Raw genomic sequence first — 16,840 nt, 5'->3', positions numbered from 1 at the left:
ACGCCCGGAACGGTGACCGCGCCGGTGCGACCGGCGTCACTACCCTTCTCGACGGCATAGTTATATGATTCTCATATCTTATGAATTAGATATCTAATACCTCGAAGGAGTCCTGATGATCGTTGTCATCGGCGCGACCGGAACGATCGGACGCGAAGTCGTCGCCCTGCTCGCGAACACCGGCGCGGCCGTCGGCGCGATCACCCGCACGCCGGCGGCCGCGCGCCTGCCCGCCGGGGTGCGGGTGATCGAGGGCGACCCCGGTGCGCCATCGATTCCCGAGACCGCCTGGAACGGCGCCGAGGCGGTACTGCTCAGTTCCCGGGCGCTGGTCACCACGGCCCCGGAGCTACTCGCGGCCGCCGCCCGGCACGGCGCGCGCCGGGTCGTGGTGGTCTCGGCGTCCTCGGTCGAATATCCGGTCGGGGAACCGCGATTCAGGGCCGGGTTCGAGCGGGTCGAGCGCGCTGCGACGGAGTCGGGTCTGGCGTGGACGCTGTTGCGCTGCACCGACTTCGCCGCGAACGCTCTGAGCTGGGCGCCGCAGATCAGGGCGGGAGACGTGGTGCGGGGCGCCTACGGCGCGGCGGCCGCCTCCCCGATCCATCAGCGAGACGTGGCCGAGGTGGCGGTCCGCGCCCTCACCGAGGACGGGCACGCGGGACGCAGCTATCTGCTGTCCGGGCCGCGATCACTCACCCAGCGCGCACGAGTGCGCCTCATCGGCGATGTCATCGGCCGCGAGCTGTCATTTCTCGAACTGCCTCCCGGCCGGGTGCGCGCCGCGATGTCGGCCCAGGGCCTACCCGAGGAGATCGTGGCGCGCGCCCTCGGATCCCTGGCCGGCTACGCGGAAACCCCCGGTCCCACCACCGACACGGTGGCCCGGCTGCTCGGCCGCCCCGCGCTCGACTTCACCACCTGGGCCGAGGACTACGCCTCCGCCTTCGAATCCTGAAAGGTCTGTCATGTCCATAGATTTCGCCGTCATGTACGCGACGCACGACGCATTCCGCCGCGATCTGGCCAGGCTCGCCACCGCTGCCGGACAGGGCGAGACCGACCGGCCGGGCGTCCGCGCCGGCTGGGAGAACTTCACCCGTCAGCTCGACGTGCACCACACGGTGGAGGACGCCGTGTTGTGGCCGCGCGTGCTCACCGCACTCACCGATCGTCCCCGCGACCGCGAGTTGATGGCGGCGATGGAGGCCGAACACGCGGCGCTGCATCCGGCCCTCGACAGCGTCGAGGAGGGATTTCGCCGGCCGACCCGCGACCTGGCGGAACGAGTCGACACGCTGGCCCGCATCCTCGGCGACCATATGGAGCACGAGGAGAGCAGTGCCCTGCCCCTCATCCAGGAGGTGCTCACCACGAAGGACTGGGGCGACTTCCGTGGTGCGATGGCACGCAAACAAGGTCCTTCGGGTGCCGCGGTCTATGTCCCGTGGGTCCTCGACGGCGCCACCCCGCGACAGCGGCACACCTTCCTCGCCGCGATGCCGCGACCGGTCTCGATGATCAACACGGCGCTGTGGGAGCGCCGCTACCGAAACCGGAACTGGTGGCGGTGAACCGGGCCGGCGACCGACCATGATCGTGGCCGCTTCCGCCCGCCCCCGGCATCCATCGAAAGGCGGAGTCCGCGACCCACCGTCGGTGGCCGGGAACGGTCCACGAGGGCGATGTCGCGGCGCGGGCGAATCGCCACAGTGGAGATATGTTCGTTGCACTGCGAGATCTGCGAGCCGCCCGCGGCCGGTTCCTGCTCATCACCCTGGTGGTCGCCATGGTGGCGCTGCTGGTGAGTTTTCTGAGCGGTCTCACCGCCGGACTCGCGCATCAGAATATTTCCGCGCTGGACAAGCTGTCCGGCTCGGCGGTGGTGTTCGCCGACACCGGCGCCGACCCGTCGTTCGATTCCTCGGCACTGACCGGCGAACAGGTCCGGGCCTGGCAACAGTCCGGAGCCACGGTCGAGCCGGTCGGCATCAGCCGGGGCCAGGCCACTCGCGACGGGGTCGCGCCCACCTCGGTGGCACTGTTCGGCGTCGACGGCCCGGCGTTCGGCGCGCAGCAGCCTGCCGCGCCAGGCACGGTGATCCTGAGCAAGGCCGCCGCCGATCGGCTCTCCGCCGCGCCCGGTGAGCGAATCGCGCTGGGTGACCGGAGCTTCACCATCACCGGGATCGGCGACGACGACTGGTATGCCCACACCCCGGTCGTCTGGACAGCACTGTCGGATTGGCAGCAACTCGCCCCGCGTGGTGGTGCGGCCACCGTTCTGGTCGCATCCGGCACCTACGACACCGAGGCGGTGAACCGGGCCGCGCACACCCGCACGACGAGCGTCGACGGCTCCCTGCAGGCGATCGGGTCCTATCAGGCCGAGAACGGTTCACTGACCCTGATGACGGTGATGTTGTTCGTGATCTCCGCCTTGGTGATCGGGGCCTTCTTCACCGTGTGGACCATTCAGCGCACACCGGATATCGCGGCGCTCAAAGCACTGGGCGCCACCACCGGATCGCTGATCCGCGACGCCCTCGGGCAGGCGCTGATCGTCCTGCTCATCGGCGTGGGCGTGGGGGTGGGCGTGACGGCGCTGGCCGGCGTATTCATCGGCGGCAGCGTGCCGTTCGTTCTCACCGGCGCGACGACGGTGGTACCCGCACTGGCACTGATCGGCCTGGGGCTGGTGGGCGCGGTGTTCGCGCTGCGCTTCCTGGCCACCACCGATCCGCTCACCGCACTGAACCAATCCCGTTGATTTCGGTTATCGCCCAGGAGTTTTCGATGTCCAGCCCACTGCTGTCCCCCGCTTCGACGCACACCCCCTCGAAGCCCGTCGCGCTCACCGTCACCGACCTCACCCTCACCTATCCCGACGGCGACGGCCGCATCACCGCACTCGACCGGGTGGAATTGGCCGTACGCGGCGGTGAGATCGCGGCCATCACCGGACCGTCCGGCTCGGGCAAATCCAGTCTGCTGGCCACGGTGTCGACCCTGGTGCGCCCCGATTCGGGCCATATCGTGCTCGACACCGGCAGCGGCAGTGTCGATCTGGCCACGGCGAGCCGCCGCGAGGCCACGACCCTGCGCCGCGAGCGGATCGGCATCGTCTTCCAGCAGCCCAATCTGATCCCCGCCCTGACCGCGATCGAACAGCTCGAGGTCATGCGACATCTGGGTGGGCATACGATCCTGTCACCCCGGCTGCGGCGCCGGACCCGCTCGCAGGCAATGGATTTGCTCGCCGCCGTCGGCCTGAGCGGTCAGGAGCACAAGAGTCCCGCGCAACTGTCGGGTGGACAGCGTCAACGCGTGAACATCGCGCGCGCTCTCATGCACGACCCGGACCTGCTGGTGGTCGACGAACCCACCAGCGCCTTGGACCAGGAACGCGGCGCGGCGATCATCGACCTGATCCTCGACGTGGTCCACGAACACAACGCGGCGACCCTGCTGGTCACCCACGACCGCTCCCACCTGCACCGGATGAACGCGGTCTACCGCATGGTCGACGGGCGACTGTCGCCGGAGGAGAACACCCGGCCGGCGGCGTGACCGCCGCGCCGATCGCGCACACGTCGCCGACGTCCGGGATCCTCCCGCGTTCCCTACTTCCGCGCCGCCGGAACCCGCACCGCCGCATACCAGCTCAGCAGGTCCGGGTTGTCGACCGCGCTGCGCTCGACGACCCGGTCGGCGTCCGCACCCTGGAACAACTTCTTGATCGGGACCTCGAGCTTCTTCCCGGTGCGGGTGTGTGGGATACCGGGGGCGACGATGATCTCGTCGGGCACATGCCGGGGTGACACTTCGCGCCGGATGGTGTCGGAGATCCGCTGTTTCACCTCGTCGGTGAGGTCGTAGCCGGGGGCCAAGGTGACGAACAACGGCATCCAGTAGCCACCATCGGGTTGTTCGGCGCCGATCACCAGCGCCTCGGCGATTTCCGGAAGCTGCTCCACCGCTTGATAGATATCGGCCGAACCCATGCGGATACCGTGGCGGTTCAGCGTGGAATCCGAGCGTCCGTGCACGACGATACTGTCGTGATCGGTGATGGTGATCCAGTCACCGTGCCGCCACACACCGGGGAACATCTCGAAATAGGCTGCGCGATAACGGGAGCCGTCGGGATCGTTCCAGAACGACACGGGCATCGAGGGCATGGGCGCGGTGATCACCAACTCCCCCACCTCGTTTCGCACCGGGCGCCCCGATTCGTCCCAGGCATCCACCGCCGCGCCGAGATAGCGCGCCGACAACTCACCCGGCCAGACCGGGACGGTGGGCGCACCGCCGATGAAGGCCGACACCACATCGGTTCCGCCGCTGATCGAGTTCACCTGCACCCGTTCACCGACGTTGTCGCGCAACCACAGTGCCGAGGAGGGCGGCAGCGAGGATCCGGTGATACCGACCGCGCGCAGTGCGGACAGATCGTGCTCGTCGCGCGGCACCGCACCGGCCTTGATGCAGGCCAGCACGTATCCGGGACTGGTGCCCAGTACGGTCGTGCGGGTGCGCGCGGCGAGATCGAACAGCGAATCCGGATGCGGATAGGTGGGGCTGCCGTCGTAACAGACGATGGTGGCCCCGACCAGCAGGCCGGCGACCTGGAAGTTCCACATCATCCAGCTGGGGCTGGTGTACCAGAAGAACACGTCGTCGCGACCGATATCCGATTGCAGCGCAGCGGCTTTGAGATGTTCGAGCAGAACGCCGCCGTGGCCGTGCACGATGCCCTTGGGCAAACCGGTGGTTCCGGAGGAGAACAGAATCCACAGCGGATGCGCGAAATCGACCTGCTCACCGCTCAATTCGGTGCCGTCGGGTGTCGTCACCGCCACCCAATCCAGCGCACCGGGCACCGCCGCACCCAGCCGGGACACCACCACGGTGGCCCGCACGGTCGGCAAACCGTCCCGCAGCGTCGCGATGTCCTCGGTCTTGGCGTGCGCCTTCCCGCCGAATCGGTAGCCGTCGGCGGTCACCAGCACGGCGGGTTCCAGCTGTCCGAGCCGGTCCAGTGCCGCCTTCGCGGAGTAGTCCTGACCACAGGCACTCCACACCGCGCCGATCGCCGCGGTGCCGAGGAAGGCGATGACGGCCTCCGGGATATTCGGCAGGTAGCCGACGACCCGGTCGCCGCGGCGCACACCGAGTTCGCGCAGGGTGGTGGCGAACGACGCGGCGCGTCCCAGCAGCTCGGCCCAGGAGATCTCGGCCAGCCCGCCGGCCTCGTCCGCGTAGACGATCGCGGGCCGATCGGTGCGGGCCTGCCCCGCGATCCGATCGACGTAGTTCAGTCGCTGCCCCGGAAACCATTGCGCACCGGGCATCTCGGCGCTCGCCAGCACGGTCTCCGGTGCGTCACCGAGGTCGAAGTACTCCCAGACCGCACCCCAGAATCCGGCCGGATCGCCGACCGACCATTCCCACAGCGCGTGGTAGTCGTCGAATTCGCGTCCGATCCGCCGACCGGCGAAGCGGGCGAAATCGGTGACCCGCGCCGCCGCCACGTCCTCCGCGCTGGGCTCCCACTGCGGTTGCGTCATTATTCTCCTACCGCCGTCAGCGATGTCTCCGGCCGGTGCAGGTGCCGGATGCGCTGGATGAACAGATATATCCGGTGACTAGCGGGTCCACGGTCGTGGGCCCGCTACCGGACCCCGCCGCGTTGCAGGATCCGCTCCGCGTGCCGGATCACCGGCCCGTCGACCATGCGTCCCTCGAAACTGAACACCCCGCGATTGTTGGGCACCTCGGCCAGCACTCGTCGAGCCCAGTCCAATTCGTCGTCGGTGGGCGTGTAGGCCGCGCGGATCACGGCGAGTTGCTTCGGGTGGATCGCCACCTTCACGTCGTAGCCGACCGCGACGGCCTCGTCGGATTCCGCCCGCAATCCGTCCAGGTCGGCGATATCCAGATACACCGAGTCGAGCGCGACCTTACCGTGCGCCTTCGCCGCCAGCAGTGCCGTCGTGCGGAGGTGACGCGCCACGTCGCGATAACCGCCGTCGGCGCGACGGCTCGAAATGCCGCCCAGACCGGCGACCAGATCTTCCGCACCGGCCATCGAGGCGATGGTATTCGGCGCGGCCATGACCGCTTCGGTGCGCAACGCGCCCAGCGGCGATTCGAACAGCGCGACGACCTCGTAATCCGACAACATCGACAGTTGTTCCGCCGATTCGCATTTCGGCAGCATGACGCGGCGATAAGACGTCGAGGCCAGCGCGGTCAGATCGGCGTCGAAGTCGTGCGTCCCGGCCGCGTTGACCCGGACCACGGTCCGCTCCGGGTCCAGCGGCGTGGCCATCAGCACCTCGCGCGCGGCCTCTTTGTCACCGGCGCCGACGCCGTCCTCCAGATCGATGATCACCACATCGGCCGCCGCGGCGGCCTTCTCGTAGCGCTCACCGCGGTCGGCCGGGCAGAACAACCAGGCCGGTCCCGGGATTTCCCAGCTCATGTCCTACTCCTGCCCGGCCGGCCGCATCCGGACCAGGGTTTTGCGCACCGCCGTCGCCACCACGTCGCCGTGTTGGTTGCGGCCGGTGTGCGCGAAGGTCGCGATACCCTCGCCAGGCCGGCTCTTCGACTCGCGTTTCGCCGTCACCAGGGTCTCGGCGTAGAGGGTGTCACCGTGGAACATCGGCTTCGGGAAGGCGACCTCCGAGAAACCCAGATTGCCCACGATGGTGCCCTGGGTCAGCTGCGCCACCGACAGGCCGACCAGAGTCGAGAGGGTGAGCATCGAATTGACCAGCCGCTGGTTGAACGGCGGCAGCGCGTCGGCGAAGGCCGCGTCCAGGTGCAGTGCCTGGGTATTCATCGTCTGCGTGGTGAACGCGACGTTGTCGGCCTCGGTGATGGTGCGGCCCGGCCGATGTTCGTACAGCACACCGGTTTCCAGTTCCTCGAACCACAATCCGCGCTGTACCACCCGGCGCACGGGCTCCATCTGCTCGCTCACAGTCCCAGCTCCCGTCCGATCAGCATCAGCTGAACCTCCGTAGTGCCCTCACCGATCTCGAGGATCTTCGAGTCCCGGTAGTGCCGGGCGACAGCGTATTCGTTCATGAAGCCGTAGCCGCCGAAGATCTGGGTGGCGTCACGGGAATTGTCCATCGCGGCCTCGCTGGCGACGAGCTTCGCGATCGCGGCCTCCTTCTTGAAGGGCTTGCCCGCCAGCATCAACGCCGCCGCGTCGTAGTAGGCGGTGCGGGCCGCGTGGGCCCGCGCCTCCATCCGCGCGATCTTGAAGGCCACCGCCTGATTGCGGCCGATGGCGCGGCCGAAGGCTTCCCGCTCGCCGGCATAGCGCACACTCTCGTCCACGCAGCCCTGCGCGGCACCGACCGACAGCGCCGCGATCGCGATCCGGCCCTCGTCGAGAATTCGCAGGAAGTTGGCATAGCCGCGGCCGCGCTCACCGAGCAGGTTCGCCTGCGGCACACGGACATCGGTGAGACTCAGCGGATGGGTGTCCGAGGCGTGCCAGCCGACCTTGTTGTAGGCGGGTTCGGCGACGAAACCCGGAGTGTCGGCGGGGACGAGGATCGTGGAGATCTCCTTCTTGCCCTCGGTCCCACCGGTCACCGCCGTCACGGTCACCAGCCGGGTGATATCGGTGCCGGAGTTGGTGATGAACTGCTTGCTGCCGTTGATGATCCACTCGTCACCGTCGAGTACCGCGGTGGTTCGGGTGCCACCGGCGTCACTGCCCGCGCCCGGTTCGGTGAGTCCGAAGCCGGCCAGCGCGCGTCCGGAGGTCAACTGCGGCAACCACTGCTGCTTCTGCTCCTCGTTGCCGAATCGGTAGACCGGCATGGCGCCCAGCGAGACACCGGCCTCGAGCGTGATCGCCACGCTCTGGTCGATCTTGCCGAGTTCCTCCAGGGCCAGGCACAGGGCGAAGTAGTCGCCACCCATGCCGCCGTACTCTTCCGGGAAGGGCAGGCCGAACAGCCCCATATCGGCCATTCCGGCTACCACCTCGTACGGGAACGTGTGGTCGGCGTCGTGTTTCGCGGCGACGGGCGCCACCACCTGGTTGGCGAAATCGCGGACGGTCAGCGCCAGGTCCCGATACTCCTGCGGCAGGGTGCCGGTGGACAGGAAATCACTCACGAAACTACCTCTTTCTGCTCGGTATCCGCCGCCTGCTCGGCATCGGCCGGGGCGGGCTCGGCGGCGATCCGCGCCAGGACCTGTTCGACTTGCACCTGATCGCCGGCCGCCACCAGCAGCTCCACGGTCCCGGTGACCGGCGCGGTCAGCGTGTGTTCCATCTTCATCGCCTCGACCACCACCACCGGGGTGCCCGCGGCCACCCGGACGCCCGGTTCCACGTGCACGGCGATCACCGAACCCGGCATGGGACTGACTATTTCGGCATCGGTGACCTGATCGTCGGCGCCGCGCACGCTGGGTTCGGCGACCTCGCGTACCGCGGCCACACCCCCGGCACCGGCGACCCAGATCGGACCGTCCTGCTCGGCGACCCGATAGCGCAGCCGGATGCCGTCCAGCGTCATGGTCAGCACCGCACCGTCCAGATCGGCGATCAGCGCTCGCGGGTCACCGTCGTCCACGGCGACGCGCGCATCACCCGGGGTGCCGGTAATCGCCACGTGCACAACGCGATCGCCGCCCTCGAGCCGGTGCACCGTGGGGGCGGCGGCGCCGATGCGCCAGCCGTCGGGTACCTCCCACGGACCGCGCGGCGCCGCCGGCCACGTGCGCGACCACCGCGATACCGCCGCCGCGACGAACTGATCGTCGGTGACCGGGGCGGGACGGAAATCTCCGGCGCGCCGGTCCAGGAGGCCGGTGTCGAGAGCTCCGCGCCGCACATCCGGATCGGCCAGCAGGAACCGCAGGAAATCGGTATTGGTGCGCACCCCCAGCACCTGGGTTTCGGCCAGCGCCTGATCGAGCCGGGCCAGCGCGGACGCGCGATCGGGACCGTAGGCGATCACCTTCGACAGCATCGGGTCGTAATCGCTGCCGATCACACTGCCCCGGTGCAGGCCCGAATCCACCCGCACCCCGGTGCCTTCCGGTTCGGCCAGTGCCAGGACCGTGCCTCCGGTCGGCAGGAAGTCGCGACCGGGATCCTCGGCGTACACCCGCGCCTCGACGGCGTGACCGGTGAGCCGGATATCGTCCTGTCCCACCGCGATCTTCTGCCCCGCGGCCACCCGGACCTGGCATTCCACCAAATCCACCCCGGTGACCAGCTCGGTCACCGGATGTTCCACCTGCAGCCGGGTGTTCATCTCCATGAAGAAGAACTCGTCCGGCCGATCGGCGGAGACGATGAATTCGACCGTGCCCGCGCCGACGTAGTCGACACTGCGCGCGGTATTGCAGGCGGCGGTGCCGATGCGGGCGCGTGTCTGCGGATCGAGCAGCGGCGAGGGCGCCTCCTCGATGACCTTCTGGTGACGGCGCTGCAGACTGCATTCGCGTTCGCCCAGATGCAGAACGTTGCCGAAGCGGTCGGCCAGGATCTGCACCTCGATATGGCGTGGCGTCGCGACGAATCGTTCCAGGAACAGGGTGTCGTCACCGAAGGCCGCGGCGGCCTCGCGGCGCGCGCTCACCAGCGCCGCCGGCAGCTCGGCCGGATCTTCGACCCGGCGCATACCCTTGCCGCCGCCGCCCGCGGACGGCTTGACCAGTACCGGATAGCCGATGTCGGTGGCAGCGGCGATCAATTCGTCATCGGTGAGGCCCGGCCGGGCGATGCCCGGAACGACCGGGACGCCGAAGTCGGCGACCGCGGTCTTGGCCGCGATCTTGTCGCCCATCACCTCGATGGCGCGCACGGGCGGGCCGAGGAAGACGATGCCCGCCCGCTCCAGCGCGGCGGCGAAGGCCGAATTCTCCGACAGGAAGCCGTAACCCGGATGTACCGCCTGCGCGCCGGTGCGCAGTGCGGCGTCCACGACCCGGTCGATATCGAGATAACTCTGCCGGGCCGGCGCCGGCCCCAGCCGCACCGCGACATCGGCCTCGGCCACGTGCCGGGCCCCGGCGTCGGCGTCGCTGTAGACCGCGACCGAGCGAATGCCCATCTCGCGCAGGGTCCGGATCACTCGCACGGCGATCTCGCCGCGGTTGGCGACCAATACGGTGTCGAAAGGCACCGGGTGGGATTTGTTCAGCACTGTGATCACATCCGGAATACGCCGTAGGAAACGGGTTCGAGCGGAGCTTGCGCGCAGACCGACAGCGCCAGCCCGAGCACGGTCCTGGTGTCGGCGGGATCGATCACGCCGTCGTCCCAGAGCCGGGCGGTGGAGTAGTAGGGATTGCCCTGGTGTTCGTACTGCTCCCGGATCGGGGCCTTGAACGCCTCCTCCTGCTCGGCGGACCACGCGTCGCCGAGTTGATCGCCGCGCACCGTCGCCAGGACCGAGGCGGCCTGCTCGCCGCCCATGACCGAGATCCGGGCGTTGGGCCACATCCACAGGAAGCGTGGCGAATACGCCCGCCCGCACATCGAATAGTTGCCCGCGCCGTAGGAACCGCCGATCACCACCGTCAGCTTCGGCACCCGCGCGCAGGCCACCGCGGTGACCATCTTCGCGCCGTGCTTGGCGATTCCGCCGGCCTCGTAGTCGCGACCGACCATGAAGCCGGTGATGTTCTGCAGGAAGACCAGCGGGATCATCCGCTTGTCGCACAATTCGATGAAATGCGCGCCCTTCTGGGCGGATTCACCGAACAGTACGCCGTTGTTGGCGACGATGCCCACCGGATGCCCGTGGATACGCGCGAATCCCGTGACCAGGGTGCGGCCGTATTCGGCCTTGAATTCGTGGAATTCGCCACCCCCGGCGGAGCCGGGAGATCCACCACCGTCGACGATCCGCTTGATGACCTCGTGCACATCGTAGGGCGTGCGCAGGTCCACCGGAACCACGTCGTAGAGCTCCGACTGCGGGGCGATCGCCTCTACCGGTGCGGAGATCTCCCACGGGCTGGGCGATTTCGGCGCGAGGGTGCCGACGATACGGCGCACGATGCGCAGCGCGTCCTCGTCACTGTCGGCCAGATGATCCGTGACACCGGAAGTGCGCGAATGCAATTCGCCGCCGCCGAGTTCCTCCGCGGTGACCACCTCCCCGGTGGCGGCCTTCACCAGCGGCGGGCCGCCGAGGAAGATCGTGCCCTGATTGCGCACGATCACCGCCTCGTCACTCATCGCGGGCACGTAGGCGCCGCCGGCCGTACAGGAGCCCAGCACCGCCGCGATCTGCGGGATGCCCTGGGCGCTCATGGTCGCCTGGTTGTAGAAGATCCGGCCGAAATGCTCGCGATCGGGGAAGACGTCATCCTGATGCGGCAGATGCGCACCACCGGAATCCACCAGGTAGATGCACGGCAGGTGATTCTGCAGCGCCACCTCCTGGGCACGTAGATGCTTCTTGACGGTCATCGGGTAGTAGGTGCCGCCCTTGACCGTCGCGTCGTTGGCGACGATCACGCATTCGCGCCCCGAGACCCGGCCGATCCCGCCGATCACCCCGGCGCCCGGGCACTCGCCGCCGTACATCCCGTCGGCCGCCAGTGGGGACAGCTCGAGGAACGGGCTCCCCGGATCGAGCAATCGATCCACCCGCTGTCGCGGCAGCAGTTTGCCGCGCGCCACATGGCGCTCGCGGGCGCGCTCGGGCCCGCCCAGCGCACTCGCCGCCAATTTCTCGCGCAGCTCGTCGAGCAGCGCCAGATGTGCCGCCCGATTTCCGGCCCGCACGTCCTGCGTAACGGTCATCACGCCATCCTGCCCATTCGGTTAGTGGCCAATAACTGGAATCCAAGATAATCTTGACTAACTGAAATGTCCAGAGACGCCGACAGGAGGGGTGATGGACGGCAGTGAGACGATCGCCCCCACGCGCCGCGAACAGCTCAAGGCGCAGCGGCGGCAGCAACTGCTCGACGCCGGCGCGCGATTGATCGCCGACCGCGGATTCCCCGGAGTCCGGCTCGACGATCTGGGCGCCGCGGCCGGGATCAGCGGTCCGGCCGTGTACCGGCACTTCCCCAACAAGGAGGCGGTGCTGGTGGAGCTGCTGGTCGGGATCAGCACCCGGCTGTTCGAGGGCGGGCGGGCGGTCGCGGAGCGGGCCGAATCACCACGGCAGGCGCTGTCGGGATTGATCGAATTCCATCTCGACTTCGCCCTGGGCGAGCCGGAGCTCATCCGGATCCAGGACCGCGACCTGGAAAGTCTGCCCGAGGCCGCCCGGCGGCAGGTGCGCCGGCTGCAGCGACAGTACGTGGAGATCTGGGTCGCGGTATTGCGCGAACTTCATCCCGATCTGGCCGAAACCACCGCCCGGGTGATGGCGCACGCCACCTTCGGCCTGATCAACTCCACCCCGCACAGCGCCTCCCCCACGCTCGCCGGACGCGCCCGGCCGATACTGCGCGAGATGGCCTGGGCCGCGCTGAGCTGAGCGGTCAGTCCCGGCGCAGTTCCTGATCGGCGGTGGCCAGGACGAAGTGCAGGCCCAGATAGACCGCCGGGAGCAGCGCCATCGTCCACGCGGTGCCGAAAAGCGGTGTGGCGATCTCGAATTGGGATTGCCAGCGCACCCTGGTCCCGGACGGATGTTCGTCGAAGGTGACGGTGCCGTCCTGATGGCGCAGTGGCGGAAGCGATTTCAGCACTCGATAACGGAACAGCCGCGGCGGATCGTAATGGGTGACCTCCTCGGTGAGCCGCAGCAGCGGGGTCACCAGCAGCCGGACCGCGCCGACGCCGTGCTCGGACACATTGCCCGGGCGCACCGGGGTCACCCGCCGGATCGAGGGAACGCGCTGATAATTGGTGGCGTCGGTGAGCCAGTCGAAGACGTCTGCGCGAGGTGCCCGGATGATCCGTTCCAGGTCCAGCGTGCGCATCGAGTTCCCTTTCGCTGCCGCGTGGTCGCGTCCGTTCCGAAGGGCGCCGGTGCCGATCGGTTTCGAGTCGCAGCGAACCCTACGGCTCGATCGCCGCCCACTGCCAGACAAGAGAGTCGAAACGATGCTATTTCGATACACGTGAGCAATCTGGACACCCGCCCAAGCGGAAAGGGGGCTGGACAGTACTCGATGCCGGTCGGTATCCCCTTGCGGCATAGTATTTTTCGACCGGTTCGCCAGACCAGCGGAAGCCGCCCGCCGGAAGATTTCCGGCCTCCGATCCGGCGGGGCCGTGGGGCCCGACGCCGGACGGGGCGGCTTCGATGGAGCGATCGAGCGGGCGGGCACCGTGCCGCACACCACAGCGCCGGACCGGCCTCGTGGAACCGGCGGTAACACCGAGCAGACGGAAATCATCCGGTGGCTACCATGGCTTTCATGAGTGCCGAGGAATGCCGCCGCACCACAGACAGGCCGGAACCGTGAGCGTAGAGCGTGGCACCGCACGCCCCGCAGAACAGGCGACAACAAATCCGCCGGAGCGGGTGATTCGCCGGCGGCCGAAGAATCGGCGCGCCCAGATCGCCGCGACCTCGGCGGCGGCCTTCGGTTCCCTCGGCTACCACGGGGTCAGCATGGAGGATATCGCCTCGCGACTCGGCATCTCCTCGGCCGCACTGTACCGGCACTATCCGAGCAAATACGCGCTGTTCCGAGAGGAATTGCTGCGTCTGGCCGCGGTGACGGTCGAATCGACCACCGTCCGGCCCGAGGATGCCGAGCTGCCGGCCGAGCAGCGGCTGGCCCACGTACTCGACGCCATGATCGCGGCGACCGTCGCCAACCGGCCGACGGTGACGCTGGTGCGCTGGGAGGGGCGTTACCTCGAGGACGACGATCGGGCGACGCTCAACGAGGGTTTCACCACCTCCATCCGAGCGTTGTCGGACCTGATGGGTGAGCTGCGACCGGAGCTCGCGCACCGGGACCGGCTGGTCCGGGGCGTGGCACTGCTCAGCATCGTCAGCAGTATCGGCGACCACCACGCCACGCTGCCGGTGAAATCCCTTACCGCAGTGCTCGAGTCGGCGGCATGGTCGGTGATCCGGGCCGATCTCCCCGAGTTCGCGCCGGCCGCCCCCGCCGACCGCGCCGCGGAGATTCCCCGGTCGTTCAAACACGAACTGCTGCTGAAGAAATCGGTGGAACTGTTCCACGAGCGCGGCTACCCCAACGTGAGCGTGGAGGACATCGCGACGGCCGCGGATCTGTCGGCCGCCTCCGCGGTCTACCGGTACTACCGCAGCAAGAGCGATCTGCTGGCCGCGGCCTTCCGGCGAGCGGCCGACCGGGTGTCGGGGGCGATCGGTCCCGCGACCGCGTCCTCGGCCACCCCCGCCGAGGCACTGTCGAAACTCATCGACCTGTACGTGGCCGGTTCGTTCGCCGAACGGGAGCTGACCTTCGTCTACTACGCCGAGTTCAGCCACGTCCCCGCCGAGGAACGCACCGTACTGCGCAATATCCAGCGGCTGATCGTCGCGGAATGGGTGAAACTGCTGGTCGCGGTGCGTAATGATCTCACCGAGGCGCAGGCGCGCATCCTGGTACAGGCGAGCTTCGGCCTGGTGGTGGATCTGGGCCGGGTCTTCGGTGACGACGAGGGCATGTGCCCGCCCGATCAGGTCGTCGCACTGATGGAGGTCGTGCTGTTCGGTACGCCGCCCAGCGCGTAGTCCGGTCAGCCGTTCATACGCGGCCAGGGATACAGGGCCAGGTGGATCAACAGGATCGCCAGCAGTCCCAGGATGATCGCGGCGACGAATCCGGCCCGGCGCTCGAGGTAGCCGATGGTCCGGAACAGGGTGGGGAACGCCACCTCCCGCGCGAAGAACATCGACAGCACACTGGGCACGATCACCCACATGACGGCGATGGTGCCGTACAGCACGTAGGCGCCGGTGAAGACGCCCGGATCCATGGCGCGGGCACCGGCGGCGAAAGCGACCGCGGCGGCCAGCGCGGCGCACGCCAGGACCAGATAACCGCCCATCCCCTCGGTCCGCACGGCATCCGGGTCCGGCGTCACCCGGCCGTTGGCGGTGGTCTGCCGTCCGGCGAGCGCGGCCGGCACCCGCGGCGGCATCGCCAGCTGCGGCAGTGAGTAGTAGCCGAGGACGACGATGACGAACACCACCACCAAGCGCACCCAGGAATGCTCGGACTCGAGGTGGCCGATCGTCGCCGAGATCGTCGGCCAGTCCGCGAAATCGAAGACCGCGGCCAATTCGGGGACGGCGATCACCGCTCCCGCCAGGCCCCACATCAGGTATCCCCAGAACTCCGCGGACCGCCCGGCGACGGCCGGCGCCCCGATTGAAACCTCCGCCATACTCCCGGTTTACCACCGTGGCGACGGTCACGTCGGCACAGCGGAGCGGGTGCCTGTCAAGCCGGGCGGAGCATCGGCGGGTGCAACACCTCCGCGGGCCCGGCACGATAGAGCTTGGCCGGCCGGCCGCCGTCGCGGGTGGTGGTGGCACCGGTAGCGACGACGAAACCCGGTGTGGTCGTGACCTTGCGATGAAAATTGCGTGGATCGATCGCGGTACCCCAGACCACCTCGTAGACCCGGCGCAACTCCGCCACCGTGAACTCACGCGCGCAGAACGCGGTGGCCAGTGGGGTGTACTCGAGTTTGGCGCGGGCGCGCTCGACACCGTCGGTGAGGATGCGGCGGTGGTCGAAGGCCAACCGACCGCGCTCGGCGAGCAGCTGCTCCACCGCCCAGATTCCCGCCGCCGTCGCTTCCGAACCCGCTTGCGGTGCGGGCAGATTCGGCACCAGGGCCAGGTACGCGGTGCTGATCACCCGCCCCCGGGGATCACGACCGGGTTCACCGTAGGTCGCCAGCTGCTCCAAATGCATACGATCCCCGCGCAGTCCGGTCTCGTCCCGCAATTCCCGTACCGCCGCCGCCGACAGACTCTCCTCCGGACGAACGAAACCTCCCGGCAACGCCCATCTGCCGCGAAAAGGCGCATACAACCGCTGAACCAACAGCCCGCACAACGTGTCGTTGGCAGTGTGCCGCGCGCCCAGGGTCAGAACCACCAAATCGACCGCAACCGCTGCGTTGAGGCGAAAACCACTGCCCATAACGGCATTGTAATCGTCAGGGTGACGATAAAAACGGGCGGTAGTTCGTGGTATCGGCACGCGCGTAACACCGCGGAGAATTCGCGCCGGCATTCCCGGTGGCAGCGCGGACAAATGGAGGTATGACCTTATCCGTCCACGACCACCGAACGCCCGCTCACGCCGCGACGTGCCGAGGCGGGGGTCGGAGGACACGTCGCGGCGCGCGGTATTCACTTGGCTTGCAGGCGCATGGCTTCGATCAGCGAATTCGGTCGCATATCGGTCCAGTGTGATTCGACGTAGTCGAGACAGAGCTGACGCAGGCAAGGACCGTGAGCGATCGTCCATCCGCTCGGGACGGCGGCGAACACCGGCCACAGCGAGTGCTCGCCTTCGGAGTTGGTCAGGACATAGAACTCGGCGTCGTCATCGTCGAATGGATTGCTCATTCGAATACCTTTCTTGCGGAACGATTTCCGGGTGCGCGCGAGCAACCGCAGCCTCCGGTGGTGCGGGCCCGCGACGGTGGGGCCCGCACCGCGATCAAGCGCCCGGTGTCACCGATATCGCCGATCCGGTGGCGAGGAGGTTGGCGAGCGCCGTGAAGATACTGCCGAGGCCGGAGCTTCCGGTATCCATGCTTCGAATGTCCTTTCTGCTGGGGGTGATTACTTCGGGGTGTAGGCGATGCTCGATCCGGAGCTGAGGAAAGTCAGCACCTGGGTGAGAATTGCGGCGTAGTCGACAGTGCCATCCA

At 68.1% G+C, this 16,840-nt stretch carries 16 protein-coding genes; 6 read left to right on the top strand and 10 right to left on the bottom strand.

All coding sequences use genetic code 11. The features are described from left to right. Positions 1–115 precede the first annotated feature (115 nt). From LKD76_RS04605 to LKD76_RS04590, 4 genes are all read left to right on the top strand, one after another. Positions 116–958 (top strand): NAD(P)H-binding protein, encoded by an 843-nt coding sequence (locus LKD76_RS04605; protein ID WP_227979684.1) that lies wholly within the window; start codon positions 116–118, stop codon positions 956–958. Between the two features lie 10 nt (positions 959–968). Continuing rightward, entirely contained in the window at positions 969–1,574 is a 606-nt protein-coding gene (locus tag LKD76_RS04600; RefSeq protein ID WP_227979683.1) for a hemerythrin domain-containing protein, read from the top strand. 146 nt (positions 1,575–1,720) lie between these two features. Then, on the top strand, positions 1,721–2,770 hold the full coding sequence (locus LKD76_RS04595; RefSeq protein WP_227979681.1) for an ABC transporter permease: 1,050 nt from the start codon (positions 1,721–1,723) through the stop codon (positions 2,768–2,770). 26 nt (positions 2,771–2,796) lie between these two features. Beyond that, on the top strand, positions 2,797–3,570 hold the full coding sequence (locus LKD76_RS04590; RefSeq protein ID WP_227979680.1) for an ABC transporter ATP-binding protein: 774 nt from the start codon (positions 2,797–2,799) through the stop codon (positions 3,568–3,570). A gap of 53 nt (positions 3,571–3,623) precedes the next feature. On the opposite strand, the gene LKD76_RS04585 is transcribed toward LKD76_RS04590, so the two are convergent. The 6 genes from LKD76_RS04585 to LKD76_RS04560 all read right to left on the bottom strand — a co-directional run bounded on the left by LKD76_RS04585 (position 3,624) and on the right by LKD76_RS04560 (position 11,803). Then, the gene (locus tag LKD76_RS04585; RefSeq protein ID WP_227979679.1) at positions 3,624–5,570 is read right to left on the bottom strand and encodes an acetoacetate--CoA ligase; all 1,947 of its coding nucleotides are present in this window, start codon (positions 5,568–5,570) and stop codon (positions 3,624–3,626) included. 104 nt (positions 5,571–5,674) lie between these two features. Further along, the gene (locus LKD76_RS04580) at positions 5,675–6,487 is read right to left on the bottom strand and encodes an HpcH/HpaI aldolase/citrate lyase family protein (RefSeq protein WP_227979677.1); all 813 of its coding nucleotides are present in this window, start codon (positions 6,485–6,487) and stop codon (positions 5,675–5,677) included. 3 nt (positions 6,488–6,490) lie between these two features. Further along, a complete protein-coding gene (locus LKD76_RS04575; protein WP_227985094.1) occupies positions 6,491–6,979 on the bottom strand; it encodes a MaoC family dehydratase in 489 nt (162 codons plus the stop codon). Between the two features lie 8 nt (positions 6,980–6,987). Next, positions 6,988–8,148, bottom strand: coding sequence for an acyl-CoA dehydrogenase family protein (locus LKD76_RS04570; RefSeq protein WP_227979675.1), 1,161 nt, complete (start codon positions 8,146–8,148; stop codon positions 6,988–6,990). Then, entirely contained in the window at positions 8,145–10,193 is a 2,049-nt protein-coding gene (locus tag LKD76_RS04565) for an acetyl-CoA carboxylase biotin carboxylase subunit (protein ID WP_227979674.1), read from the bottom strand. Before LKD76_RS04565 ends, LKD76_RS04570 begins: the two co-directional genes overlap by 4 nt. Positions 10,194–10,198: 5 nt before the next feature. Continuing rightward, entirely contained in the window at positions 10,199–11,803 is a 1,605-nt protein-coding gene (locus LKD76_RS04560; protein WP_227979672.1) for a carboxyl transferase domain-containing protein, read from the bottom strand. 94 nt (positions 11,804–11,897) lie between these two features. Here LKD76_RS04560 and LKD76_RS04555 point away from each other — a divergent pair, with 94 nt between their 5' ends. Continuing rightward, a complete protein-coding gene (locus tag LKD76_RS04555; RefSeq protein WP_227979671.1) occupies positions 11,898–12,491 on the top strand; it encodes an SACE_7040 family transcriptional regulator in 594 nt (197 codons plus the stop codon). A gap of 4 nt (positions 12,492–12,495) precedes the next feature. Here the strand turns inward: LKD76_RS04555 and LKD76_RS04550 are convergent, their stop codons facing one another. Further along, positions 12,496–12,939: an SRPBCC family protein gene (locus LKD76_RS04550; protein ID WP_227979669.1), complete on the bottom strand. Its 444-nt coding sequence runs from the start codon at positions 12,937–12,939 to the stop codon at positions 12,496–12,498. Between the two features lie 485 nt (positions 12,940–13,424). On the opposite strand from LKD76_RS04550, the gene LKD76_RS04545 reads away from it, so the two are divergent. Next, a complete protein-coding gene (locus LKD76_RS04545; RefSeq protein ID WP_227979667.1) occupies positions 13,425–14,678 on the top strand; it encodes a TetR/AcrR family transcriptional regulator in 1,254 nt (417 codons plus the stop codon). A gap of 5 nt (positions 14,679–14,683) precedes the next feature. Here the strand turns inward: LKD76_RS04545 and LKD76_RS04540 are convergent, their stop codons facing one another. The 3 genes from LKD76_RS04540 to LKD76_RS04530 form a co-directional block, all read right to left on the bottom strand. Then, positions 14,684–15,334 (bottom strand): hypothetical protein, encoded by a 651-nt coding sequence (locus tag LKD76_RS04540; protein WP_227979665.1) that lies wholly within the window; start codon positions 15,332–15,334, stop codon positions 14,684–14,686. A 56-nt stretch (positions 15,335–15,390) separates the two neighbouring features. Continuing rightward, positions 15,391–16,101, bottom strand: coding sequence for an NUDIX hydrolase (locus tag LKD76_RS04535; protein ID WP_227979664.1), 711 nt, complete (start codon positions 16,099–16,101; stop codon positions 15,391–15,393). 212 nt (positions 16,102–16,313) lie between these two features. Next, positions 16,314–16,532, bottom strand: a complete 219-nt coding sequence (locus LKD76_RS04530; protein ID WP_227979662.1) for an MbtH family protein — start codon at positions 16,530–16,532, stop codon at positions 16,314–16,316. Positions 16,533–16,840: the final 308 nt, after the last annotated feature.

It is taken from the genome of Nocardia spumae, assembly GCF_020733635.1.
GTDB lineage: Bacteria > Actinomycetota > Actinomycetes > Mycobacteriales > Mycobacteriaceae > Nocardia > Nocardia spumae.
Note: the sequence above shows the minus strand (reverse complement) of the source record. Positions and strands in the feature narration are given on the sequence as shown.

Coding starts and splice junctions, on each gene's coding strand:
- LKD76_RS04540 (WP_227979665.1), bottom strand. CDS start 15,334: ATGGCGGAGGTTTCAATCGGGGCGCCGGCCGTCGCCGGGCGGTCCGCG.
- LKD76_RS04535 (WP_227979664.1), bottom strand. CDS start 16,101: ATGGGCAGTGGTTTTCGCCTCAACGCAGCGGTTGCGGTCGATTTGGTG.
- LKD76_RS04590 (WP_227979680.1), top strand. CDS start 2,797: ATGTCCAGCCCACTGCTGTCCCCCGCTTCGACGCACACCCCCTCGAAG.
- LKD76_RS04550 (WP_227979669.1), bottom strand. CDS start 12,939: ATGCGCACGCTGGACCTGGAACGGATCATCCGGGCACCTCGCGCAGAC.
- LKD76_RS04600 (WP_227979683.1), top strand. CDS start 969: ATGTCCATAGATTTCGCCGTCATGTACGCGACGCACGACGCATTCCGC.
- LKD76_RS04605 (WP_227979684.1), top strand. CDS start 116: ATGATCGTTGTCATCGGCGCGACCGGAACGATCGGACGCGAAGTCGTC.
- LKD76_RS04585 (WP_227979679.1), bottom strand. CDS start 5,570: ATGACGCAACCGCAGTGGGAGCCCAGCGCGGAGGACGTGGCGGCGGCG.
- LKD76_RS04560 (WP_227979672.1), bottom strand. CDS start 11,803: ATGACCGTTACGCAGGACGTGCGGGCCGGAAATCGGGCGGCACATCTG.
- LKD76_RS04580 (WP_227979677.1), bottom strand. CDS start 6,487: ATGAGCTGGGAAATCCCGGGACCGGCCTGGTTGTTCTGCCCGGCCGAC.
- LKD76_RS04530 (WP_227979662.1), bottom strand. CDS start 16,532: ATGAGCAATCCATTCGACGATGACGACGCCGAGTTCTATGTCCTGACC.
- LKD76_RS04595 (WP_227979681.1), top strand. CDS start 1,721: ATGTTCGTTGCACTGCGAGATCTGCGAGCCGCCCGCGGCCGGTTCCTG.
- LKD76_RS04555 (WP_227979671.1), top strand. CDS start 11,898: ATGGACGGCAGTGAGACGATCGCCCCCACGCGCCGCGAACAGCTCAAG.
- LKD76_RS04575 (WP_227985094.1), bottom strand. CDS start 6,979: ATGGAGCCCGTGCGCCGGGTGGTACAGCGCGGATTGTGGTTCGAGGAA.